Source organism: Pseudomonas sp. C7.1 (genome assembly GCF_056312395.1).
Genome location: NZ_JBWDTL010000003.1, coordinates 3,194,479 through 3,218,464 on the forward strand (window position 1 = coordinate 3,194,479; position 23,986 = coordinate 3,218,464).

21 protein-coding genes and 1 riboswitch are annotated in these 23,986 nt (G+C 61.8%); of the genes, 5 read left to right on the forward strand and 16 right to left on the reverse strand.

Going from position 1 to position 23,986, the window contains the following annotated elements; translation table 11 throughout:
- Positions 1-5: 5 nt before the first annotated feature.
- The 8 genes from AC0T4W_RS18385 to thiC form a co-directional block, all read right to left on the reverse strand.
- Positions 6-530 (reverse strand): retropepsin-like aspartic protease family protein, encoded by a 525-nt coding sequence (locus tag AC0T4W_RS18385; RefSeq protein ID WP_476321425.1) that lies wholly within the window; start codon positions 528-530, stop codon positions 6-8.
- Positions 527-1,510, reverse strand: coding sequence for an esterase-like activity of phytase family protein (locus AC0T4W_RS18390; protein ID WP_476321427.1), 984 nt, complete (start codon positions 1,508-1,510; stop codon positions 527-529). The genes AC0T4W_RS18385 and AC0T4W_RS18390 overlap by 4 nt, the downstream gene beginning before the upstream one ends.
- On the reverse strand, positions 1,510-3,414 hold the full coding sequence (gene parE, locus AC0T4W_RS18395; RefSeq protein WP_476321429.1) for a DNA topoisomerase IV subunit B: 1,905 nt from the start codon (positions 3,412-3,414) through the stop codon (positions 1,510-1,512). Before parE ends, AC0T4W_RS18390 begins: the two co-directional genes overlap by 1 nt.
- A gap of 15 nt (positions 3,415-3,429) precedes the next feature.
- Entirely contained in the window at positions 3,430-4,041 is a 612-nt protein-coding gene (locus tag AC0T4W_RS18400; protein ID WP_476321431.1) for a YqiA/YcfP family alpha/beta fold hydrolase, read from the reverse strand.
- A 64-nt stretch (positions 4,042-4,105) separates the two neighbouring features.
- Positions 4,106-4,927, reverse strand: a complete 822-nt coding sequence (gene cpdA / locus AC0T4W_RS18405) for a 3',5'-cyclic-AMP phosphodiesterase (RefSeq protein WP_476321433.1) — start codon at positions 4,925-4,927, stop codon at positions 4,106-4,108.
- A 128-nt stretch (positions 4,928-5,055) separates the two neighbouring features.
- Entirely contained in the window at positions 5,056-5,508 is a 453-nt protein-coding gene (locus AC0T4W_RS18410) for a DUF1249 domain-containing protein (RefSeq protein ID WP_476321435.1), read from the reverse strand.
- Positions 5,499-6,098: an NUDIX domain-containing protein gene (locus AC0T4W_RS18415; protein ID WP_476321437.1), complete on the reverse strand. Its 600-nt coding sequence runs from the start codon at positions 6,096-6,098 to the stop codon at positions 5,499-5,501. Before AC0T4W_RS18415 ends, AC0T4W_RS18410 begins: the two co-directional genes overlap by 10 nt.
- A gap of 88 nt (positions 6,099-6,186) precedes the next feature.
- The gene (gene thiC, locus AC0T4W_RS18420) at positions 6,187-8,079 is read right to left on the reverse strand and encodes a phosphomethylpyrimidine synthase ThiC (RefSeq protein ID WP_476321439.1); all 1,893 of its coding nucleotides are present in this window, start codon (positions 8,077-8,079) and stop codon (positions 6,187-6,189) included.
- Positions 8,080-8,175: 96 nt separating this feature from the next.
- A riboswitch (TPP riboswitch) is annotated at positions 8,176-8,282 on the reverse strand.
- A 221-nt stretch (positions 8,283-8,503) separates the two neighbouring features.
- Between thiC and AC0T4W_RS18425 the strand changes: the two genes are divergently transcribed.
- Positions 8,504-9,949 carry a TolC family outer membrane protein gene (locus AC0T4W_RS18425; protein ID WP_476321441.1) on the forward strand — a complete coding sequence of 482 codons (1,446 nt, stop codon included), beginning with the start codon at positions 8,504-8,506 and terminating at the stop codon, positions 9,947-9,949.
- A gap of 76 nt (positions 9,950-10,025) precedes the next feature.
- Here AC0T4W_RS18425 and waaA read toward each other — a convergent pair whose 3' ends face one another.
- Together waaA and AC0T4W_RS18435 are read right to left on the reverse strand one after the other, a co-directional pair.
- The gene (gene waaA / locus AC0T4W_RS18430; RefSeq protein WP_476321443.1) at positions 10,026-11,321 is read right to left on the reverse strand and encodes a lipid IV(A) 3-deoxy-D-manno-octulosonic acid transferase; all 1,296 of its coding nucleotides are present in this window, start codon (positions 11,319-11,321) and stop codon (positions 10,026-10,028) included.
- Positions 11,322-11,375: 54 nt separating this feature from the next.
- The gene (locus AC0T4W_RS18435; protein ID WP_476321445.1) at positions 11,376-12,260 is read right to left on the reverse strand and encodes a LysR family transcriptional regulator; all 885 of its coding nucleotides are present in this window, start codon (positions 12,258-12,260) and stop codon (positions 11,376-11,378) included.
- 87 nt (positions 12,261-12,347) lie between these two features.
- Between AC0T4W_RS18435 and AC0T4W_RS18440 the strand changes: the two genes are divergently transcribed.
- The 4 genes from AC0T4W_RS18440 to AC0T4W_RS18455 all read left to right on the forward strand — a co-directional run bounded on the left by AC0T4W_RS18440 (position 12,348) and on the right by AC0T4W_RS18455 (position 15,672).
- Entirely contained in the window at positions 12,348-12,680 is a 333-nt protein-coding gene (locus AC0T4W_RS18440) for a DMT family transporter (protein ID WP_476321447.1), read from the forward strand.
- A gap of 59 nt (positions 12,681-12,739) precedes the next feature.
- Positions 12,740-13,912 carry an NAD(P)/FAD-dependent oxidoreductase gene (locus AC0T4W_RS18445; RefSeq protein ID WP_476321449.1) on the forward strand — a complete coding sequence of 391 codons (1,173 nt, stop codon included), beginning with the start codon at positions 12,740-12,742 and terminating at the stop codon, positions 13,910-13,912.
- Complete coding sequence (locus AC0T4W_RS18450) at positions 13,912-14,727, forward strand: aldo/keto reductase (RefSeq protein WP_476321451.1); 816 nt, start codon at positions 13,912-13,914, stop codon at positions 14,725-14,727. The genes AC0T4W_RS18445 and AC0T4W_RS18450 overlap by 1 nt, the downstream gene beginning before the upstream one ends.
- Positions 14,728-14,796: 69 nt before the next feature.
- Entirely contained in the window at positions 14,797-15,672 is an 876-nt protein-coding gene (locus AC0T4W_RS18455; RefSeq protein ID WP_476321453.1) for a metal ABC transporter ATPase, read from the forward strand.
- Between the two features lie 69 nt (positions 15,673-15,741).
- On the opposite strand, the gene AC0T4W_RS18460 is transcribed toward AC0T4W_RS18455, so the two are convergent.
- The 6 genes from AC0T4W_RS18460 to msbA all read right to left on the reverse strand — a co-directional run bounded on the left by AC0T4W_RS18460 (position 15,742) and on the right by msbA (position 23,965).
- Entirely contained in the window at positions 15,742-16,950 is a 1,209-nt protein-coding gene (locus AC0T4W_RS18460; RefSeq protein WP_476321455.1) for an acyl-CoA dehydrogenase family protein, read from the reverse strand.
- 11 nt (positions 16,951-16,961) lie between these two features.
- Complete coding sequence (locus AC0T4W_RS18465) at positions 16,962-18,245, reverse strand: acyl-CoA dehydrogenase family protein (RefSeq protein ID WP_476321457.1); 1,284 nt, start codon at positions 18,243-18,245, stop codon at positions 16,962-16,964.
- A 111-nt stretch (positions 18,246-18,356) separates the two neighbouring features.
- The gene (gene hldE, locus AC0T4W_RS18470; protein WP_476321459.1) at positions 18,357-19,778 is read right to left on the reverse strand and encodes a bifunctional D-glycero-beta-D-manno-heptose-7-phosphate kinase/D-glycero-beta-D-manno-heptose 1-phosphate adenylyltransferase HldE; all 1,422 of its coding nucleotides are present in this window, start codon (positions 19,776-19,778) and stop codon (positions 18,357-18,359) included.
- Positions 19,779-19,843: 65 nt separating this feature from the next.
- Positions 19,844-21,244, reverse strand: coding sequence for a PIG-L deacetylase family protein (locus AC0T4W_RS18475; protein WP_476321461.1), 1,401 nt, complete (start codon positions 21,242-21,244; stop codon positions 19,844-19,846).
- 1 nt (position 21,245) lies between these two features.
- Positions 21,246-22,142: a GNAT family N-acetyltransferase gene (locus AC0T4W_RS18480; RefSeq protein ID WP_476321463.1), complete on the reverse strand. Its 897-nt coding sequence runs from the start codon at positions 22,140-22,142 to the stop codon at positions 21,246-21,248.
- Positions 22,142-23,965, reverse strand: coding sequence for a lipid A export permease/ATP-binding protein MsbA (msbA, locus tag AC0T4W_RS18485; protein ID WP_476321465.1), 1,824 nt, complete (start codon positions 23,963-23,965; stop codon positions 22,142-22,144). The genes AC0T4W_RS18480 and msbA overlap by 1 nt, the downstream gene beginning before the upstream one ends.
- Positions 23,966-23,986: the final 21 nt, after the last annotated feature.

Consider the following 23,986-nt stretch of genomic DNA (forward strand, 5'->3'; position numbering starts at 1 on the left):
GTGCCTCATTGCAAAGTGGATTGGCGCAGCACTAGGGTGCCGCCCTTCTGACTGAATTCCAGTTGTTTGAGGGCACTCATGCCCAGTAATACTTCGTCGCCATCCATGCCCGGCGCGATCAGCGCCGCCACATCACGCAGAACAATGTCACCCAAATGCAGGCTGTCCAGGCGGGTGCGGTGCGCCGTGGCCCTGCCATTGGCGGTATTGATCATGACCGCCGCCCCAGGCTGCAGGCCCAAATTGCGCGCCAACTGCTGCGGCACAGCGACTTGAGTAGCCCCGGTATCCAGCAGGAAAGTCACGGCCTGACCATTGATTTGCCCGCCCGCCATGTAATGCCCCTGACGACTGCTGGCCAGCTGCACTTCGATAAAATCATCGCCACGCAAGGATTGCGGCACCTGATTGGGGTTGCGCTGGGCATCTTCCCAGTCGCCGAAGAACTTGGTCGCCAGCAGTAACGCAGCGCCCCAGGCCAGCACCAGCATCACCCGCCCGGCCCGCTTGCCCGCAGGCTGCTCGCTCACGGCTTGCTGCCCCAGCCGCCTTTGGGAGCGGCAAAGCGCCAGATAATCGGCCGCGACTCACCGTCGGAGCGGCTGAAACGGCCGTTATCAACACCGATCCAGGCACCGTCCTGATCCACCCACAGTGCCTCAGCCAGACCATAGGACGGCGAATAGAGCCGCTCTGGGGTCAGCGCCTCAGCGGCAAACGACCAGCACTTCTCGACCTGCCCATTGCTCAGGCCGCGCCGGCAGATGCGGTGAGCCTGACGCTCAAGGGAGAAGAGCTTCTCGTTATGCAAGGCCAGGCCGGAAAAATCCCGTGGCTGCTCTTTGGCACCCAGCTGTTCAGGCGCCGGCTCCGTGCCCGACTCACTAAACAGCACGCAGCCACCGGTGCAACGCCAGACGGCTTGTTGCTTATGCACCACCAGCACACCACGGCGCATGCGCTCGGCCGCCAGATACAGACGTTCACCGGCCGGATCGACGGCAATGCCTTCAAACAGCGAGTTGTAGTGCAACAACATGCCGCTGGCGCGTGCCTGGCGTAGCAGGCCTTTGGGCAGTTTCAGCCAGTTGGGCTCGCCCATAACCGGTAACTGCAGCACGGCGGCTTTGGCCTCACTGACCAGATAGCGATTACCGGCGGCGTCGCAACTGATGCCCTCGAAATCCAGCTCACCGCCGCGCAGCAGACCCGCAGCCCAGCTGCGCATGCGCAGCCCCCAGGGCAAACGCACATCCGGCGCAGGCGGCGCAACAAAGGTCTCGGCCGTGGCCTGCCACTGCGACTCAGCGGACTCCAGGCGATACAGCTGCTGATCATCGCGGTCGGAAACAGCCCACAGCGCGCCATCACACCAGGCTAACCCGGACAAGTTGCCGCCCGTGACGCCACTGACCGCTTGCTCGTTGAGCAGCTTCAGCTCCTCCAGTGTCGCCGCGCTCGCCAGCAAGGGTGAGCAGAGTAATAGGCAGGTAGCCAGTAGCCTCCGCATCAGAGCAACACCTCGGCCAGGTTGCCCTTTGATTCCAGCCAGGATTTACGGTCACCGGCACGCTTCTTGGCCAGCAGCATGTCCATCATTTCCTGAGTACCGGGGTAGTCGTCCAGGGTCAGCTGCACCAAACGACGGGTGTTGGGGTCCATGGTGGTTTCGCGCAGCTGCGGCGGGTTCATCTCACCCAGGCCTTTAAAGCGGGTGACCTGCGGTTTGCCACGGCGCTTCTCGGCTACCAAACGGTCAAGAATACCGTCGCGCTCGGCTTCATCCAGGGCGTAGAAAATCTCCTTACCCAGGTCGATGCGGTACAGCGGCGGCATCGCCACATACACATGGCCGGCATCCACCAGCGGACGGAAATGCTGAACGAACAGCGCGCAGAGCAAGGTAGCGATGTGCAGGCCATCGGAGTCGGCGTCGGCGAGGATGCAGATCTTGCCGTAGCGCAGCTGAGAGAGGTCGCTAGAACCCGGATCGAGGCCAACCGCCACGGCGATGTTATGCACCTCCTGGCTGGCCAGCACTTCGCTGCCATCGACTTCCCAGGTATTGAGAATCTTCCCGCGCAGCGGCAGGATCGCCTGAAACTCTTTGTCGCGCGCCTGCTTGGCCGAGCCGCCAGCAGAATCACCTTCCACCAGAAACAGCTCGGAACGCATCGGATCTTGCCCGGCGCAGTCAGCCAGCTTGCCAGGCAGTGCCGGGCCCTGGGTGATGCGTTTACGCTCAACCTTCTTACCGGCCTTGAGGCGACGGTTGGCGTTACTGATCGCCAGTTCAGCCAACTGTTGACCGAGTTCCGGGTGACCGTTAAGCCACAGGCTAAAGGCATCTTTCACCACACCGGAAACGAAGGCGGCCGCTTCACGGGACGACAGGCGTTCCTTGGTCTGCCCGGAGAACTGTGCGTCCTGCATCTTCATCGACAGAACAAAAGCGATGCGCTCCCAGATATCCTCCGGAGCCAGCTTGACCCCGCGCGGCAGCAGGCTGCGAAATTCGCAGAACTCGCGCATGGCATCCAGCAGACCCTGGCGCAGGCCGTTGACGTGGGTGCCGCCCTGCGCCGTGGGGATCAGGTTGACGTAACTTTCCTGCACCGCATCGCCGCCTTCCGGCAGCCACAGCAGCGCCCAATCCACCGCTTCCTTGTTGCCCGCCAGGCTGCCGCAGAAGGGTTCATTGGGTAACCGTTCAAATTCGCTGACCGCGTCCACCAGGTAAGAGCGCAGGCCGTCCTCATACATCCACTCGACTTTCTCGCCGCTGGCCTTGTCTTCGAAGCTGACGCTCAGCCCCGGACAGAGTACGGCCTTGGCCTTGAGCACATGCTTAAGGCGGCTGACGGAGAATTTGAAGGAGTCGAAATACTTGGCATCCGGCCAGAAATGCACACTGGTGCCGGTGTTGCGCTTGCCTACCGTGCCGACCACGGCCAGGTCGCTGGCCTTGTAGCCGTCGGCAAAACTCATCTGGTATTCGTTGCCATCGCGCTTGACCGTGACGATCACGCTGGTCGACAAGGCGTTAACCACCGAGATGCCCACGCCGTGCAGGCCGCCGGAGAACTGGTAGTTCTTGTTGCTGAACTTGCCGCCGGCATGCAGCTTGGTAAGGATCAGCTCGACCCCTGGCACGCCCTCTTCCGGGTGAATGTCCACCGGCATGCCGCGACCGTCGTCAAGCACCTCCAGGGAGTTGTCCTCGTGCAGGATCACCTGAATCGATTTGGCATGCCCGGCCAGCGCTTCGTCGACGCTGTTGTCGATGACTTCTTGGGCCAGGTGGTTAGGCCGGCTGGTGTCGGTGTACATGCCCGGGCGTTTGCGCACCGGGTCGAGGCCGGAAAGGACTTCGATGGCATCGGCGTTGTAAGAGCTTGAACCTTGCTGGGCCATGGGGTCTCTTGTTCGTCAAATGGATACGGAAAAGTCGATATCCTGCCACAGATGGCAAGGAATACCGGCGAAAGCGAAAAGCATCGGCAAACGCTCGGCAAAACCCTGGAAGCCATGATCGCCGCCGGCCTGGATACGCAGCGCGCAGGCACGGTAATAGCGCTGGGCATCGCGGTAATCGAGGGTTTCGTCGGCGGTCTGCAGCCACACCTGATAGCGCGCCGGGTCTTGCAGCGCCAGTACATCCAGCTCAGCCAGGGCGCTGACATGCTCAGCCGTCAGCTCCCAGGTTTCATCGCTGTAGTAGTTCTTCTGCGGACCCAGGTAGCCATCAAAACGCAGGTGCGGGCGCACGGCGGGATTGATCAACAGCGCCGGCAACCCATGGCGCTCAGCCAGAAAGGTCGCATAGTAGCCGCCCAGGGAGCTGCCAACCAGTACAGGGCGACCAAGCTCGGCAATCAGCGCGTCGAGCTGGGCAATCGCCTGGCGCGGATGGTGATGCACGGCCGGCACGCGCAGCTGCTCGGCCAGGCCAAGCTGCGCCATGGCGCGCGACAACTGGCTGGCCTTGAGCGATGCCGGCGAGCTGTTAAACCCGTGAATATAGAGAATGGATGTGGTCATGGGGCGCGAGGCTAACCGGTTGCGGCGACCGACTGCAACCGGTTAGCCGAGCACTGCAAAGAGCTTAATAGCCCTTGATGGTGTAATCGATTTCGAACGCGATGCCGGTCACCCGCGACACGCCGGTTTCCAGACGGCCATCGTCGAACAGACGCAGCCAGCGATAGCCCGGCGCGGTTTTATCGACCTGAAACTCCTCGCTGCCTGGGGCGAACTGCACACAGGTCGAGGGCGAGGCCAGCAAGCGAATCGGCCCACGCTGCAGATCGATCTCTTGGTGGATATGCCCCCAAAGCACTGCACTCACATTACTGAAGCGCTCCAGTACGGCAAACAGGGCATCCGCGTTACGCAGGCCAATGGGTTCCATCCATTTGCAGCCGATGGACACCGGATGGTGATGCAGGCAGATCAGGTGATGGCGATCCGGCGCTTCGCTTAGCGCACGCTCCAGCAAGGCAAGCTGCTGCTCACTAAGGTAACCGGGCACAGCACCTGGAATCGAAGAATCGAGCAGGGTCACGCGCCAGTTGCCGAGATCGATCACCGGCTCCAGCAGATCGCTGCCAACGCAGGCAGCCTGCATGGCAGGCACTTCATCATGGTTACCGGGGAACCAGCGCGCGGGCGCGGGGATGGCAGCGGTCATCTCGCGGAAACGCTGATAGGACTCAGCGCTGCCGTCCTGCGAGAGGTCGCCACTGGCCAGCATCAGGTCGATATGCGGCTGCTCTTGCAGCACACGCTCAATCACCCGCTGCAAGCTGTCCTGGGTATCCATGCCCAATAGCTTGCCTGCCCCGTCGGCAAACAGATGGCTGTCGGATAACTGCACCAGCAGTACCGAACGAGCAACAGCAGTGGTTTTAGTCGGCACGCCCGGCAAGACCTTCTCCTTGAGCGGAATGCGTGAATTATGCTGGCAAGCCCTGCGGGCGGTAAACCCGTGAAAGAGGAATAGATCACAGATCGCCCGCTGTAAATCTGACGAACTAGACAACCCGGCAATCGAGCCTAGCGAATAGGCGCCAACTCATGGCCACAAGCCAGACAATGGCTTAACCATTCGCCAAGAAACAGATTGAGTTGGGTCTTCTCGTCTGGCTGGTGCATGGCCGCATTGGGGTAAGGATAAATGCCGTGAAAGCGCCGCGCACTCTGGGTGCCGATCACCTCGGCCATGCGCGCATCGTGATAGACCCGCACCTCCAGACGCGGCACCGGCAGCCAGGACAGGCTGTGCTCCTGGCGCACCTCGACAGTCGAGGTATAGGGGCAAGTTTCCAGCACCTCCAGGGCTAGCACGCCAAGCAGCTGCTCGCCCTGACTCAGGGCCACCCGGCGAGTCTGCGGGTTGTCGCGCATGTCCGGCAGCAACTGCAGCAAACGCACATAGTTGAGTTCGCAAGCGGTTTGCAGCTCGACCAGGTCGACCCGATATCGCTCGCGCAGCAGGTTCACGACCAAAGCCCCCGCACTTCGGCGCGGTTCAGCGCCAGCCACTGCAGCGCGATGATGCTGGCAGCATTGTCGATCCGCCCATCCTTGACCGCATCCAGAGCATCCTCCAGAGGCCAGACGTGCACGCGAATATCCTCGCCTTCTTCCGCCAAACCATGCACACCGCCGGCGCCTTCGCTGTCACAACGCCCAACAAACAGGTGCACGCGCTCATCCGAGCCGCCGGGTGATGGGTAGTACTGGGTGATCGGCCATAGCGAGGTCAGCGGCAAATTGGCCTCTTCGATGGCTTCGCGACGCGCGACCTCTTCTGGCTCTTCGTCCTTGTCGATCAAGCCGGCGACCAGCTCTATCAGCCAGGGATTAGCGCTTTTCTCCAGCGCGCCAACGCGGAATTGCTCGATCAACACCACGCAATCGCGCTGCGGGTCATAGGGCAAAACGCACACAGCATCGTGGCGCACGAACAGCTCGCGGGTAAGCGTAGGCCCCATACCACCGGCAAACTGGCGATGGCGCAAACGCAGCCGATCAAGCTTATAGAAGCCGCTAAAGCAGGCCTCGCGCTCGATCACTTCGACATCTTCTCGTTGCATAACGCCCCCTGATTAACAGAAACGGGCCCGAAGGCCCGTCCTGGTTACATCCTATGCTGCACCGAAACAGGGTGCAGCAGAAGCTCTATTACACCTTGTGATAGAGCTGCCCACCCTGCGCCTTAAACTCCTCCGCCTTGGCTTGCATGCCCGCCTCAGCATCCAGGTCGAGTGCGGCGATGCGTTGCTCTTCAGCATAGACGCGAACTTCCTGGGTGATCTTCATCGAGCAGAACTTCGGCCCGCACATGGAGCAGAAGTGTGCCACCTTCGCCGAGTCCTTGGGCAGCGTTTCGTCGTGATAACTGCGTGCGGTATCGGGGTCGAGACCGAGATTGAACTGGTCTTCCCAACGGAACTCAAATCGCGCCTTGCTCAGTGCGTTGTCGCGAATCTGCGCGCCCGGATGACCTTTGGCCAGGTCAGCGGCATGGGCGGCGATCTTGTAGGTGATGATGCCGGTCTTCACGTCATCCTTGTTCGGCAGGCCCAGGTGCTCCTTGGGCGTGACGTAGCAGAGCATGGCGCAACCGAACCAGCCGATCATCGCCGCACCGATGCCGCTGGTGATGTGGTCGTAACCCGGTGCGATGTCAGTGGTCAGCGGGCCGAGGGTGTAGAACGGCGCCTCATCGCAGCATTCCAGCTGCTTGTCCATGTTCTCCTTGATCAGCTGCATCGGCACGTGGCCAGGGCCTTCGATCATGGTTTGTACGTCGTGTTTCCAGGCAATCTTGGTCAGCTCGCCGAGGGTTTCCAGCTCACCGAACTGCGCTTCGTCGTTGGCGTCGGCAATCGAACCCGGACGCAGGCCATCGCCCAGCGAGAAGCTGACGTCGTAGGCCTTCATGATTTCGCAGATGTCTTCGAAATGGGTGTAGAGGAAGTTCTCTTTATGGTGCGCCAGGCACCACTTGGCCATGATCGAACCACCGCGCGAAACGATACCGGTGACGCGTTTGGCGGTCATCGGCACATAGCGCAGCAACACGCCGGCGTGAATGGTGAAGTAGTCCACGCCCTGCTCGGCCTGCTCAATCAGGGTGTCGCGGAACAATTCCCAGGTCAGCTCTTCGGCCGCGCCGCCGACTTTTTCCAGAGCCTGGTAAATCGGTACGGTGCCGATTGGCACGGGCGAGTTGCGAATGATCCACTCGCGGGTTTCGTGAATATGCTTGCCAGTCGACAGGTCCATGACCGTGTCCGAGCCCCAACGAATGCCCCAGGTCAGCTTGGCCACTTCTTCTTCGATGGACGAACCCAGCGCCGAGTTGCCGATATTGCCGTTAATCTTCACCAGGAAGTTACGGCCGATGATCATCGGCTCCAGCTCGGTGTGGTTGATGTTGGCCGGGATGATCGCGCGGCCGCGGGCAATCTCGTCACGCACAAATTCGGGGGTGATAATTTTCGGCACGCTGGCGCCGAAGCTGTGGCCGGCGTGTTGCTGCTCGAGCAGGCCGGCTTCGCGCGCCACTTCCAGCTTCATGTTTTCGCGGATGGCGACGTATTCCATCTCGGCGGTGATGATGCCTTTGCGCGCGTAGTGCATCTGGCTGACGTTGGCGCCGGCCTTGGCCCGGCGCGGGTTGTTGACGTGGGCGAAACGCAGCTTGGTCAGCTCGGCATCGGCCAGGCGCTGCTGGCCGAAATTGGAACTCAGGCCAGGCAGGCGTTCAGTGTCGCCACGGGCCTCGATCCACGGCGAACGCACATCGGCCAGGCCCTTGCGCACGTCGATAATGACGTTGGGGTCGGTGTACGGGCCGGAGGTGTCGTAGACCACCACAGGCGCGTTGATCTCGCCGCCGAAGTCTGTAGGTGTTACGTCCAGGCTGATTTCGCGCATCGGCACCAGAATGTCCGGGCGCGAGCCCTGCACATAGATTTTCTGCGAACGCGGGAAGGGTTGGATCGACTGCTGATCGACCTGGGCTGACTCACTCAGAATCGGATTGAGGTTTTTTTCTTGTGTGCTCATCGGCGGCTCTCCAGGGCTGAAATGTCGGAGCGAACCTGGAGATAAATGAGCGGCGCAAGGCGCACCTGGGGCGGTGCCAGAGGCTCGCCAGGGAAAAGGCGAGCACATCTTGTTCCCTACGCAGGCCTTAACCTGATCAGGTTCAACGGGATCCGGCAGCTGCCAATCTCAGCCCCGCAATTGGGGCACCCCGACAAGAACGCGGCCAGTCTAATCAACCCCAGCCAATAAAACCAACTCGGGAGTCAATCCCTCACGACCCACGCGTCGGAAAGTGACGAAAGCAGCCGCAGCACATATCCCGACACGCAGGAAGCACTATGGATTGTTGCAATCTACACTCACTCAACCCCAGACAAATCTTGACCCTCTAGGCAGCGCCCCTATAGCCTTGCCGATTACCGCCAAAATCAGGATCACACCCATGTTGCGCAGACTCTCTCTGGCTCTCGCTGTGGCCGCCGCGTCCAACGGAATGGCCTGGGCTGCTGAACAAGCCCCGCTGTCCACCAAAACTGACCTGGTCACGGTTTACCAGGAAGCCGCCGCCAACAACGCCGACCTGGCCGCCGCCCGTGCAGATTATGAAGCGCGCAGCGAAGTGGTGCCCCAGGCCCGCGCTGGTCTGCTGCCTAGCCTGTCTGCAGGCGCCAACCTGAGCGACACCCGCACCCAGATCGACTCACCGGCCAACACCAGCTCGCGCAGCGGCATGGTGTACCAGGCCAACCTGAGCCAGCCGCTGTTCCGCGCTGACCGCTGGTTCCAGTTGCAAGCAGCCGTAGCGAGCAATGAGCAAGCCGCGCTGGAGCTGTCAGCCACCGAGCAGAACCTGATTCTGCAGAGCGCCGAAACCTATTTCGCGGTACTGCGCGCCCAGGACAACCTGGCCTCGACCAAGGCCGAAGAAGCGGCGTTCAAGCGCCAGATGGACCAAGCCAACGAGCGCTTCGATGTCGGCCTGTCGGATAAGACCGATGTACTGGAAGCCCAGGCTGGTTTTGACACTGCCCGTGCCAACCGCATCATCGCCCAGCAACAGGTTGAAGACGCCTTCGAGGCCCTGATCACCCTGACCAACCGCGACTTCGCCGCACTGGAAGGCATCGAGCACAGCCTGCCGATCCTCGCGCCAACGCCGAACGACGCCAAGGCCTGGGTCGATACCGCCGCCGCGCAGAACCTCAACCTGCAAGCCAGCAACTACGCCGTTGAAGCCGCCGAAGAAACCCTGCGCCAGCGCAAATCCGGCCACGCTCCGACCCTGGATGCGGTAGCCAGCTATCAGAAGGGCGACAACGACAGCCTCGGCTTCAGCAACTCCGGCGCACCCGGTCAGGCGCGCTTCAGCGGTGATGTCGAACAACGCTCGATTGGCCTGCAACTGAATATCCCGCTGTACAGCGGCGGCCTGACCAGCTCGCAAGTGCGCGAGTCCTACCAGCGCCTGAACCAGACTGAGCAACTGCGTGAAAGCCTGCGCCGTCAGGTGGTGCAGAACACCCGCAACCTGCACCGCGCGGTAAATACCGACGTGGAAACCGTGCAAGCGCGCAAGCAGTCGATCATCTCCAACCAAAGCGCCCTGGAAGCCACCGAAATCGGCTACCAGGTCGGTACGCGTAACATCGTTGACGTACTCGACGCCCAGCGCCAGCTGTACGGCTCGGTGCGCAACTACAACAACGCGCGTTACGACTACATCCTCAACAACCTGCGCTTGAAGCAGGCCGCCGGCACCCTCAGCCCGGACGACCTGGCCGCCCTGGAGCAGTACCTGAAGTCCGACTACAACCCGGATGAGGACTTCCTACCGCCAGACTTGGCGAAGGCCGCCGAAGCTCAGCTACGCGGTAACCCGCAGTACTGAGTTGAGCAAAACCAAAAAGCCCGCTGAATTTAGCGGGCTTTTTTATGGAACAAGCATTTGTAGGCGCCTCCACCGACTATTGAGACTCGCCCTGCAGCAACCGCCCCAAGCCCGCCAACAAACGCGCCAGCGCCCCCTGATTGGCCTGCATCACCGCCAATCCGGCAGTACGCATGGCCTGCGCCGTTTCAGGCTCGCGCCATAGTTGCGCGACTCGCTGGGCCAGACCGTCGGCATCGGCCACCTCACTCAACGCGCCCGCCGTGCGCAGCTGCGCGGCAATCTCCAGAAAGTTAAACAGGTGCGGCCCGCTCAACACAGGCTTGCCCAGGGCCGCCGGTTCCAGCAGGTTATGCCCGCCATTGGCCATCAGACTGCCACCGACAAAGGCGATATCGGCCAGGGCGTAGAGAAACAGCAACTCGCCCATGGTGTCGCCGAGCAGCACCTGATCGCTCGCCAGCAGCGCTTCGCCAGTGGAACGGCGCCGCGTGCTAAAGCCTTGCCGCTGGCACAACTCGAACACCGCATTGAAACGCTCGGGATGGCGCGGCACCAGGATCAGCAGCGCATCAGGATTCTGCTTGAGCAGCTCGCGATGGGCGGCGAGGACGATTTCATCCTCGCCTGCATGGGTACTGGCGGCGATCCACACAGGGCGCTGCATAGCCTGCCATTGCTCACGCAAGGCAGCGGCGCGGGTGAGCAACGCCGGATCAATGGTTAGATCAAACTTGATCGAACCGGTGACCTCAACGCACTCAGGGCGCGCACCCAGGCTGCGAAAGCGTTCGGCTTCCAGCGCTGTTTGCACGGCAAGCAAGTCCAGCTCGGCGAGCATCGGCGCGGTCAGCTTGGCAAAGCGCGCATAACCGCGCGCCGAGCGCTCGGACAGCCGCGCATTGGCCAGTGCCACGGGGATGCCGCGCTTGGCGCACTGGTGGATATGGTTGGGCCACAGCTCGGTTTCCATAATCACCGCTAGCTTGGGCTGTACCTGATCGAGAAAACGCGCCGCCGCCCAGGGCAGGTCATACGGCAGGTAGCAATGCTGCACCCGCCCGGCGTACTCACTGCCGCCGAACATGGCCTGAATACGCTCCGAGCCAGTCGGGGTCATGCAGGTGATGGTGATTGGCAGATCGGGATAGCGCGCCAGCAGCTCACGCACCAGCGGCGCGGCGGCGATGCTCTCGCCCACCGATACGGCGTGCAGCCAGATCCCTCCGGGTTTTAGCGCTAGCAAACCGAAGGCAAAGCGCTCGCCTACGCGCTTGGCGTAGGCCGGCGCCTGCCAGGCACGCCAAGCCAAGCGCCCGGCCACCAGCGGCAGGCCGAGATGGAACAACAAGGTGTAGAGGCTTCTATTCATGGCGCGCAGCTTATGCACTTTGGCCACTATCGTCGAGCCAGGCGCAGGCTTGCTTCAATCAGCCACTTGCAAGTGCTGGGCAAAACACTCAGCCAGCCACAACGCCGCCGGCCCCAGCGCCTCATCGCGACGGCAGACCAGCTCCACCACCAGCGGTGGCGGCGTCCAGTCGCTGCTGAGCTCCACCAGCTGGCTCTGGTAGGTCGGATACTGCACCACATGGCGCGGCAGCCAGGCCCAGCCCAGGTTACGCATCAGCAGTTCGGCCATGGTGTAGAAGCTGTCGGTGCGCCACACCGAGGGGCTGATTTGCTCACCACCCGGATAGTGACTGTCTTGCGGGGTCATCAGCAGTTGCCGATGGCGCGCCAGCTCACGCCGGTCGACATGCCCGGCCCCCGCCAGGGCGTGCCCTGCCCCGCACACGGTAACCATCTCGATGGTGCCCAGGCGCTGACGCTCCAGGGCATCAGGCATGTGCTCATGGTGGAACAGTAAACCGAGGTCGGCGCGGTGCTCCAGCAGCTTACGCGCCACATCCCCTTGGGCGCCGCTGGCCAACTGCACTTCCAGCAACGGGAACTGCTGCGCCAGTGCCTCCAGGCTGTCGAGCACCGGCTGATAGGGCATGGCTTCATCCTGGGCCAGACGCAGGCGCACCTCTTCCCCACGCACCAGGCCCAGCGCACGGCCTTCCAGGCGCTGACACTGGCGCAGCACCTCACGCGCCTCTTCCAGCAGGGCCGCGCCAGCATCGGTCAAGCGTGGCTGACGGCCACTGCTGCGTTCGAACAGACGCACGCCAAGATCAGCCTCCAGCAGGGCAATCGCATTGCTCACCGCCGATTGGGCGCGCTGCATTTGTCGGCCCACGGCGGAGAACGACTGGCCCTCGGCGACGCTGACAAACAGACGAATCTGCTCCAGGCTCCACTGCATAACCCATCTCCAAATCAGATAGGCAATCACTTTATCCCATCCGCCAGATCACTAGAATGGCCACCAGACCACCAAGGAGGCCACATCATGGGCGGCTATCTCTACCTCGCTATTGCCATCACTGCCGAAGTCATCGCCACTACCTCGATGAAGGCCCTGGATGGTTTCAACAAACCCCTGCCCCTGCTGCTGGTCGTGGTCGGCTACACCATCTCGTTCTGGATGCTCAGCCTGGTGGTGAAGACCATCCCGGTCGGCGTCGCTTACGCAGTATGGGCAGGCCTGGGCATCGTGCTGGTGAGCATCGCGGCTGTGTTTCTCTACCAGCAAAAGCTGGACCTACCGGCCATCCTCGGCATGGTCCTGATCGTCAGCGGTGTGGTGGTGATTCAGCTGTTCTCGCAAAGCACCGGACACTGACCCTAGCGCGATCGGCTGCCGTTATACTGCGCACCTGTTTTCCCCGGTGAGACACCTGCATGTCCCAGGCATTAAGCACTGATGTTTTGATCGTCGGCGGCGGTATCGCCGGCCTTTGGCTGAACGCGCGTTTGCGCAGCCAGGGTTTCGCCACGCTGCTGGTGGAAAGCGCCCAGCTTGGCGGCGGGCAGAGCGTGAAATCCCAGGGCATCATCCACGGCGGGGCCAAGTACGCGCTACATGGCGCGCTGACCGGAGCCTCCGAAGCCATCGCCGATATGCCACGGCGTTGGCGTGAGGCCCTGGCCGGCAACGGTGAGTTGGACCTCACGGGCGTGCGTCTGCTGTCCGATGCGCACTACCTGTGGTCGCCCGGCAGCCTGGCCGGCAATATCACCAGTTTCTTCGCCAGCAAGGCCGTGCGCGGCCGTGTTGATCAGGTCAAGGGCGAGCAGCTGCCACCCGCCCTGCAACACCCTAAGTTCAAGGGCAAGGTCTACCGCCTGGCCGAACTGGTGCTGGATGTACCGAGCCTGATCAGCCGTCTCAGCGAGCTGGCCGGCGATGGCCTGCTGGCTGCCGAGCGCATCGAACCGCTGCGGGAAAATGGTGAGCTGGTCGGACTGACCGTTGATGGCCGCGAGGTTCGCGCACAACGCATCATCCTTAGCGCCGGTCGCGGCAATGCCGAACTGCTCAGCAGTCTTGGCCTGAGCCAGCCAGCCCAGCAGCTTCGCCCGCTGCATATGGCGCTGGTAAAAGGTCCAACGCTGAAGCCGCTATACGCCCACTGCCTGGGCGGCGGGCCGAAGCCGCGCGTCACCATCACCACCCACCCGGCCGCCGATGGCCAATGGGTCTGGTATCTGGGTGGCGACCTAGCCGAAGCTGATGGTGTGGCCCGCAATGAAGCGGCGCAAATCCAGGCCGCGCAGAAAGAGCTGGCCGAGCTGCTGCCCTGGGTTGATCTGTCCGCCGCGCAATGGGCGACGCTGCGGGTGGAGCGCGCCGAGCCGGCGCAATCCGGTCTGGTCCGTCCAGACAATGCCTTCCTGCACGAGCAAGACAAGCTGCTGGTCGGCTGGCCGACTAAACTGGCATTAGCCCCGGACTTTGCCGACCGCGTGCTGGCGGCACTGGCCCGTGACCGCATTCAGCCGGCACAACACGCGCCATTGCCCGCGCTGCCGCGCCCAACCGTAGCCCCACCCGCCTGGGAGGAACTGTTCTGATGCATCCCCTGCACAGTCTGCACAACCTGCATCGCCCCCTGGGCGCCACTGAACTGCTGGTTTCGCCGCTGGGCCTGGGCACGGTTAAGTTGGGCCGTGACCAAGGGGTGAAATACCCCAACGGCTTCACTATCCCCGATGACGCCGCCGCCCGCGAACTGCTGGCCCAGGCCCATGATCTGGGTATCAACCTGATTGATACCGCACCGGCATACGGCACCAGCGAAACCCGCCTCGGCCCGTTGTTGCGCGGCCAGCGCCAGCAGTGGGTGATTGTCAGCAAGGTCGGTGAAGAGTTCGACAACGGTCAGTCGCATTTTGATTTCAGCGCGGCGCACACGCGGTTCTCGGTGGAGCGCAGCCTCAAGCGCCTGGAAACCGATTTTATCGACCTGGTGCTGGTGCATTCAGACGGCAACGACGTGGCGATTTTGCGTAACAGCGGCGTGTACGAAACCCTGGCTGAGCTTAAACGCGAGGGCAAAATTCGCGGCTTCGGCCTCTCCGGTAAAACCGTCGAAGGCGGCCTGCTGGCCCTGGAAACCGGTGACTGCGCGATGGTTAGCTACAACCTCAACGAGCAAGCCGAGCAGGCCGTGCTCGACTACGCCGAACTGCACGGCAAAGGCATCCTGATCAAGAAGGCCCTGGCCAGCGGTCACGCCTGCCTGGCGGGCGCAGATCCGGTACGCGCCAGTTTCGAGCTGATCTTCGGCCACCCGGCAGCCACCAGCGCAATCATCGGCACCATCAACCCGCAGCACCTGGCACATAACGTCGCAACGGCCGCCGCTGTAATTCAGGATATTGCCTGACGGCTCTCACCCGACGATCTGTGCCAAGCTCTCAGGCCATGCCCACGCCGATACCCGCGAGGAGTTGCCATGCCGCGCACCCTGATCCGCAAAGACCCGAGCACCTTCAAGACCCTCCAGATGTTTGTCGAAGCAAGCCCGGAAGGCCTGAGCTACCAGGGCCTGGGCATGCCGCTGAACTTCACGCAGATGCTGGAAAAGCGCAAACCGGTCAGCGTGGCTGATACCCAGCGCTTTGCCGTAGAGCTGGCCAATCTGGGTGTTTCGGTGCGCCTGACCCTCTGCTGGCAGGGCCGCGAATACTGGGTGCTGGTACGCCAACGCCGTGCCGACCGTGGTGATGTGGTGCTCAAGCTGATCTCCGGCTACGTGCCGGCCCACGAACTCAACCTGCCGCTGCTTACCGCCATTCAGGAAGTGGCCGAAGAGTGCCTGCTGGAAACCCCGGAAGGTTGGCTGAGCGGACGCTTTGGTGACACCTGGCTGCCGACGCCCTACCAAAACAGCCTACGCTACCGGGAAACCGCGCACTTCAACCTCAGCTCGCTGTCCGGCGCGGCGCGGCCGGTGCAATGCGGCAACCTCAAGCTGCTCGAACGCCCACGCGCCTACGTGCATCTGCCAACCGCTTCGCTGCAGCTGGTGTACGACCTGCGCCTGGACCTGCCCAAAGAGGCGCGTCAACTCAGCCTGCTGCATGTCGATGAGCATCTGCACGACGGCCAACTGATCGCCCGCCTCGACCGCGCCCGCCCCGATCTGTTTCTGATTCCGCTAGACCAGGGCCGACCGACCGCCGAGCTGCTGACCCTGAAGCAGGGCCAGCTATCACCCGCCAGCACTCGCGGCCTGTGGCTGGCCGAAAGCTTTGCGCCACAGGATGGCTGGCTGGTGCGCGATGAGCGTATTCGCTGGAAGGATTGGCTGGCTCTGCAAGCGTTGTAGCCCGGATGAAAACCGGGGAACCCCGCCTCCGGCAAAACGGCCCCCGGATTGCATCCTACGAGTGACAAGCTATTTCAATTCACTCGAGCTCTTGCCCAGCAAACGTCGGGCGACAATCAGTAATTGGATCTGCTGAGTGCCCTCAAAGATGTCGAGAATCTTCGAGTCCCGCGCCCACTTCTCCAGCAACTCATCCTCGCCGTAACCCAGCGCACCGGCCAGTTCGACACATTTCAGCGTCACCTCGTTGGCCACCCGCCCGGCCTTGGCCTTGGCAATCGACGCCTCCTTGGAGTTGGGCAGCTTGTTGTCGGCCATCCAGGCGGCTTTCAGGGTCAGCAGTCGCGCGGCTTCCCATTCAGCTTCCAGGCGGTACAGGGTCGCCTCGGCATGGCTGACGCTGAGCAGTGGCGTTCGGTAATCCAGCTTGCAGACCTTCTTCAGCAGTTCACGGGTGCGGTCCAGCGACGCCTTGGCCACGCCCACCGCCATTCCGGCGACCAGCGGGCGAGTGTTATCGAAGGTTTCCATCACCCCGGCAAAGCCCTTCTGCACATCGATTTCCGGGTTGCCGAGCAGGTTGGCCGCTGGCACTCGGCAATCGCTAAAGCTGATCGCGGCGGTGTCTGAGGCTTTGATGCCGAGCTTCTTCTCCAGACGGGTGACACTCATGCCCGGCGTGCCGTGCTCCACCACAAATGACTTGATCGCCGCGCGGCCAAGGCTCTTGTCCAGGGTGGCCCACACCACCACCGCGTCGGCACGTTCACCGGAGGTAACGTAGATCTTCTCGCCGTTGAGCACATAGTAATCGCCGTCCTTGATCGCCGTGGTGCGGATCGCCGCCGAGTCTGAGCCGCAGCCTGGCTCGGTAATCGCCATGGCCGCCCAGGTGCCGCCGAAACGCGCCAGCTGCTCATCGTTGGCCACGGCGGCAATCGCCGCATTGCCCAGCCCTTGACGCGGCATGGCCAGCAACAGGCCAACATCGCCCCAGCACAGCTCCATCACCCCAAGCAGGGCCGATAGATTGCCGCCATTCTTGATGCCTTCCTGTTGCTCGCGGGCCGCGCCTCGCTTACTCGCCGAAGTGGCACCGATGGCGTCCGGCGAGCCTGCGTTCATGCCATCGAGCAGCGCCGCGAGCAGGTCCAGCTCCTTGGGATAGGCATGCTCGGCCTTGTCGTATTTGCGTGAAATTGGACGGAAATAGTTCTCCGCCACCTGATGGGCCTGATTGACCAAACCACGGAATTTCTTGGGGGTTTCTAAGTTCATTGGCTACGCCCTTAGAGCTGGAGGCCGCCGGCCATGACTGCCAGCGCACGCAAATCGCGGTACCAGCGCTCGGCTGGATGTTCTTTGGTAAAGCCATGGCCGCCGAGCAACTGCACAGCGTCGGTGCCGATCTTCATGGCCTTTTCACTGCACAGCAGACGCGCCAGATAAGCCTCGCGCTGGAACGACAAGCCCTGCTCGGCGCGCGAGCACGAACGCCAGACCATCAGGCGCATGGCATCGAGTTCAACGGCCATGTCGGCGACCATAAAGGCCACACCCTGGCGATGGCTGATCGGCTCACCGAAGGCCACGCGCTCATTGCAGTACGGCACTACATAATCCAGCGCCGCCTGCGCCGTACCCACAGCCAAGGCGCACCAGGCCAGGCCGGCATAATCGAGAAAACTCTGGTAATTGAAACACTCAGCGGCCAGGCGCGCCTCAGCCGACACCTTCACGCCATTGAGCCGAACACGCGCGGTGCTGCCGGCCTTCAGGCCCATGGCCGGCTGCGGACTGCGCTGCAGACCTTTGGCGCCGGCCTCGACAATAAACAACGCCGGGCCATCCGCTGCCTGTGCGGCGATGATCAACTGGCTGGCATCCAGGCCGCGCAACACCAAGCACTTTTCACCACTGAGCACGTAATGCTTGCCGCGCTTGCGCGCCCGAGTCGCCAGCTTGTGCGGGTCAAACAGCGGCGTCGGTTCATTGACCGCGATGGCCATTACTGGCGCTGGCTCCTCACCGACAAACGCCGACAGCCATCGCGCTTGCTGCGCCGCATTGCCCCAACGACGAATGCAGTTGGCCGCCGATAGCGGCACCAATAACGCGGCTGCCAGGGACAGATCGCCCTTGCCCAGCGCCTCAGCAATCAGCGCATTACTCAGGGTGGTGCGCTCGCCCGCCATACCGCCCTGGGCTTCGCTCACCGCGTAGTGGGTCAGCCCCAGCTCATGGGCCTGGTTAAGCAAGGCAGCAGGCAGCACGGCCTGCTCGTCGGCATCATGGGCCAGCGGGCGCAGCACTTCACTGGCGAAGGCTTGCAGCATCTCTACCAGCATCTGCTGCTCATCGGATAGCGACAGATCGAACAAGGCATCGGGATCGGCCGGGCGCGGCAGCCTGGCAACTTTGCCCGCACGCTGCGCCGCCGCACGAAAGCTGGCACGGCTACCGGTGTAGATCAGTTTTTCGAAGGGTTTACGCAGCTTCAAGCGGTCCGGCCAGTCTGCCTGGGCGACGCGATTCAATATTGCCAGGGCACGGCCCTGTACATCGGAAGTCATGGCATCTCGCTCCATACGGGGGATGCCAGAGATGATGCGCGCGGTCAGGGCAAGCGCCTATGACCGCGCCGACGCCAGCGACTGGCACAACAGCCAGTCGCAGGACGAGGGTTAATTGCTGCGGATCTTCTCGACTATAGCGGTGGTCGAGCTGTTTTCCACCAACCCCAGCACCCGAACTTCGCCGCCATAGGCGCGGACAATATCGCCGCCAACCACGCCCTCGATGCCGTAATCGCCGCCTTTGACCAACACGTCCGGCTTGACCGCGCGAATGAGATTCTCCGGGGTGTCTTCGCTAAAGCTCACCACCCAATCCACCGCACCAAGACCGGCCAGCACGGCCATACGACGGTCCACCGCGTTGATCGGCCGACCTGGGCCTTTCAAGCGGCTGACCGAGGCATCGTCATTCACCGCCAACACCAGTCGATTGCCCTGAGCGCGGGCCTGCTCCAGATAGGTCACATGCCCAGCGTGCAGGATGTCGAAGCAGCCATTGGTGAAGACAATCTTCTCGCCATGGGCGCGGGCGTCTTCAATGGCCAGTAGCAGTTGATCGAGGCTCAGCACGCCACGCTCGGAGCCCGCTTCACGCTGGATCGCCCGGCGCAGCTCCGGTGCGCTAATAGCAGCGGTACCGAGCTTGCCAACCACAATGCCAGCAGCCAGGTTGGCCAAGGCGACGGCATGCGGCAGTTCTTCACCGGCGGCCAGACTGGCGGCCAGAGTGGAAATCACCGTATCGCCAGCGCCGGTCACATCGAATACTTCGCGAGCACGCGCCGGCAAGTGCAGCGCTGGGTAGTCTGGGCGCAACAGGGTCATACCATGCTCACCACGGGTCACCAGCAACGCACCCAGCGCCAGCTCGGCCATCAGGGCTGCGCCCTTGGCCACCAGCTCGGCTTCATCGTGGCAATGGCCGACAATGGTTTCGAATTCGTGCAGGTTTGGGGTAATCAGGCTGGCACCGCGATAGATGGAGAAGTCCTTGCCCTTGGGATCAGCCAGCACCGCAATGCCTTTGCTGCGCGCCAGCTGCACCAGCGCCTGATGGTTTTGCAGGGCACCCTTACCGTAGTCCGAGAGGATCAGCACCTTGATGCCGTCCAGTTGCGCTTCAACGCTGGTGGCCAGAGCAGCGCTGTCGGTGCGGAACGGCTCTTCGAAGTCCATGCGCAGCAGTTGCTGATGACGACTCATCACCCGTAATTTGACGATGGTGGGCTGATCTTTGATCGTCTGGAAAAAGGTCTTTACGCCAACTGCCTGCAGGCTGTTGCGCAGACTTTCAGCGGCCTCATCCTGCCCGGTCACGCCGAGCAATGTAGCCGGTGCGCCGAGGGCGGCGATGTTTAGCGCAACGTTAGCCGCGCCGCCCGGACGATCCTCGATCTGCTCGACCTTGACCACCGGCACCGGCGCTTCCGGAGAAATCCGCGAGGTGCCGCCATGCCAATAACGGTCGAGCATAACGTCGCCTACCACCAAAACGGCAGCCTGGTCGAAACGCGGCATGGACAATTTCATAAACACTCCAGAAGCGGCCAAAACGAATCGCCGCAAATCATAACATTGGTAGGTAAATACACCGGCTAGCCGCCGAGCGTACGCACCCAGAACAGTTCATGGCGGCGCACCGCCTTGCGAAAGAACTCATCTTCACCGGTTGCCGGCCAGCGCCGCCCGACCAGCAGGCGCTGGATCAACCGGCGGATGCGTCGTTTAAGCGGCAATGCGCCTTGTAAATCGTGCTGCATGGCCAAGGCCATGGCCTTATCCAGTTGCTGCGCGGCATCCAGACTCGGGCTCCATAGGCCATCCGCTGGCAGCGCTTCAATCGCCGGCGGCAGTGCAATGCCAAAGCCCGCCGGGCCCATGGGCCAGCGGTCGTTGTCGTGCAGATGGTTGGCATACAGCAACAAGGTTTCCGGTTTCCAGCTGCTCAGCTCAATCGCTTCTAGCAGCGCCTGGGTACTGGCCACATGATCACTGTGCGGGTCCAGCTGCGGGTGCGGCGTCACCACCACCTCAGGCTGGAAGTGCTCAAGGGCAGCCACCAGATCAGCCAGTAGATTGCGCCAGCTGGGCACGCCATCAGCATCGCCTGGCAGCTGGATTGAATTAGCGGCGCGTACGCTGCGAATATCCCCCTCGCCCGACTCGCGCGAACCGCAGCCTGACTCGGGCTGCGCCTGCATCGCCGGCAACTGCAGGCAGTAATAACCCAGTTGCAGGCACTGGCTTTGCGGTACGCCGCCCCAGAGCGCAATGGCCAGGCTATCCCAGCTGCGCAGGCGCCCCTTGAGTCGAGCGGCATCTGCTTGATCCAGCCCGAGGGCTTGATAAGCCTCGGCCTCTATTTCGCCTTGAGTCAGGGTGACGATGCTGACATCAGGCGCACGGCTATACAGGCCAAAGGCGGCAAGCTCGGCGTCGTCGGCATGCGGCGCAATCACCATTAGGCGCTGCTCGGCATAATCCGGATTGCTCAAGGCAAACAGAGTGACTGTCGGCTCAATGCGGCAGAAGCGACCGCGCAGCCGCAGCGTCCCGTCGACCAACGCATCCTGCTGGCCGGACAGGTTGAGGTAGCGACGGCCGTTCACGCCCCGTTCAAAATCCTGACGGTCGCTGCCGATCAGCACATAGGGGTCCAGCCAACGCCCAAGCCAGCCGGCCTTGAGCTGCACCTGCAATATCAGGGTATCGGCAGCGCCAATATCGCCATCCAGACCCAGACAGCCCGCCTCGATACGCCCGGAAAAGGTGGGCACATCTGCTGCAAATACATAGCTGTAGTCGTCGTACGGCGCGTAAAACAGATGATCGGCAAACCACGCCTCATGGGCCACCCAGCCCACCAGCAGGAGCAACGGTACCCACCACCAGGCGACAAACACACCGAGCAGGCAAAACAGCGCCAGTGCCACCAATAGCGCAATGCGTTTTTGCTGACGATGTTGCTTGAGCAGGGTTTGCTTGCGTCCAGACATATCAGACCTGATAAACCGGCATGCGATTGCACCAACGATCTTTGTATTCGCGGTCGGCCCGGCCAAAGGAGTAACGCAGCGGTTTGCCGAGAGCCCGAGCCTCAGCCCAGGCTGCTTGGGTGTTGATAAAGCTGAGCACGCTGCCGGGGCTGAACTCGCGATTTTGCGGATCAACGCCGCCGTTAATGTATTCCAGGCTGACCCACTGCGGCGCCTCGACGCGGTAGAGCACTTGGATCGCTACCGGCTGGTCGTTGAGGTAGATCAGCGAACCAGTCATAAAGTCGCGCATCAGGCTGAACACCTCGGCCAAATGCGCCTTGCCGGTCGCCTCAAAACCCCAGCGGCGCTGAAACAGATCGGCATAAATCACTGCTTGCTCGGCAGCCGAGAGCTCCAGCATTGGCCGAATCACCCCGCCCGCCTCCTCTAACAAACGCTGCTCACGACGCTGGTTATAGCGGAATTTCTTGCTGTATTCCTCGGGCTCGCGAGCAAGGGCCAGGCCTTCAGGCTGCTCATGTCGACCGAGCACCTGCTCGGCATTCAGAGCCGACAGATAGCGCACCTTGTGGCGCAACGCTACACGCGCGTCGCTCGCCAGCGGCAGGATGATCTCGGCATTACCCAAATCGAACAAGCCGCGCTTGCCCTGCTGTTTCAGCACATCCTTGGACAAGGCCAGATGGCGACCCCAGGTCGGAATCGCAGCGCGCAACTCACCCCGCTCAAGCCAACCCAGATAGCGCACTGGCAAGCAGGCAAGCCCCGCCAAACGCTCAATGACCTGCGGATGGGTGGCTACGCTGCCACCGAAGCGCTGCCAGGCATCGGCATAAGTGGCGGCATCAACCGGCGTCCAGCCACGCTCACGCCAGGCGCGTATATGACTGAGCATCAGGCATCAGGCTCCACGACCAGGTCTTCGACTTCAACGAAGTCGCGCGCATGCAGCCGTGCGTAATAACCGTTCAACGCCAACAACTCGCTGTGAGTGCCGCGTTCGACAATCTGCCCCTGATCCATCACCAGGATCAGGTCGGCCTTCTCGATTGTGCTTAAACGGTGCGCGATGACCAGGGTAGTCCGCCCCTTCATCACCTCATCCAGCGCACCCTGGATATGCCGTTCCGACTCGGTGTCCAGCGCGGAGGTGGCCTCATCGAGAATCAGCAGCGGTGCGTTCTTCAGCAGCGCGCGGGCAATTGCCAAACGCTGGCGCTGACCGCCGGAGAGCAGCACGCCATTCTCGCCGACCAGGGTTGCATAACCCTCCGGAAGCTTCTCAATAAACTCAGCCGCGTAAGCCGCTTCAGAAGCCTTACGCACATCCTCAAACGGCGCGTCGGCCAGGTCACCGTAGGCAATATTATTGGTCACGGTGTCGTTGAACAGGGTGACATGCTGAGTCACCAGCGCAATATGCTGACGCAGGTTGCGCAGACGGTATTGCTCGACATCCAGGCCATCGAGCAGGATCTGCCCCTGCTCATGGTGGTAGAAACGCGGAATCAGGCTGGCCAGGGTCGACTTGCCACTGCCCGAGCGCCCAACCAGAGCGACCATCTGGCCAGGATCAGCAACAAAGGAGATGTTATTGAGCACCGGCTTTTCGGCACCTGGATACTGGAAGCTCAGATCACGTATTTCCAGACGACCGCTAACGCGTGCGCGCTCTTCGGTACCGTGGTCGACCTCTTGATCCTCATCCAACTGCTCGAAAATACTTTCGGCACCCGCCAAGCCCTTCTGCACCGTGGCGCTGACTTCGGACAGCTGGCGAATCGGTTTGGGCAGCAGGCCAGCCAGGGTGATATAGGCCACCAGATCACCCGGCGAAGCATCACCACGCATCAGCAGCACAAGAAACATCAGAACCGCCATGGCGCTGTAAATCACCAGTTGCAACATCGGCGTATACACCGCACCGGTCTTGGTCATGCGCAGCTGTTTTTCCCGGTTGCTGTTACTAGCACTGAGAAAGCGCGTCTGCTCATATGACTCGCCGCCGAAACTGCGGACAACCCGATAGCCCTGAATCGTCTCGGATGCCACATGGGTCACATCGCCCATGGCCAACTGGATTTTCTTGCTCTGTTTACGAAACTTGCGGCTGGCACTGGTGACCATCAGACCAATCAACGGCAGAATCGCCAGCATCACCAGGGTCAACTTCCAGTTCATCCACAACAGCGAGGCGAACAGGAAAATCACCGTCATGCCCTCGCGCACCACTACCTTGATCGCATCGGTGGCAGCACCCGTGACCATGGTCACGTTAAAGCTGATCCGCGAAATCAGATGGCCCGAGTTGTGGGTATCAAAATAACGATTAGGCAACACCAGCAGGTTGTTAAACAATGACACCCGCAGGTCATGCACCAACCCAAGCGAGACCCTAGCCAGAAAGTAGTTGCCCAGAAAGGAGCCGATACCCTGCCAGAGTGCAATCAACACAATCAGCAACGGCACAACGTGCATAAGCTTCAGGTTGACCAAAAATGGAACATCTTTCAGGTAGGGTACAGCCGCGAAGAAGCTGGCGTCCGGATTGGCCAAACCATCCACAAAATACTTGAGGATGTAGCCAAACATCGGCTGGGTGGACGCGAAAATCAAAAAGCCCAAGATACTGATGGCGAACAGGCCCGCGTAAGGGACCACGTATTTCAGCAACCGCAAATAAACCTTGATACTCGATTGCTGGTTAGAATTGGCCATTCGGCACGCCTCGTACGACGA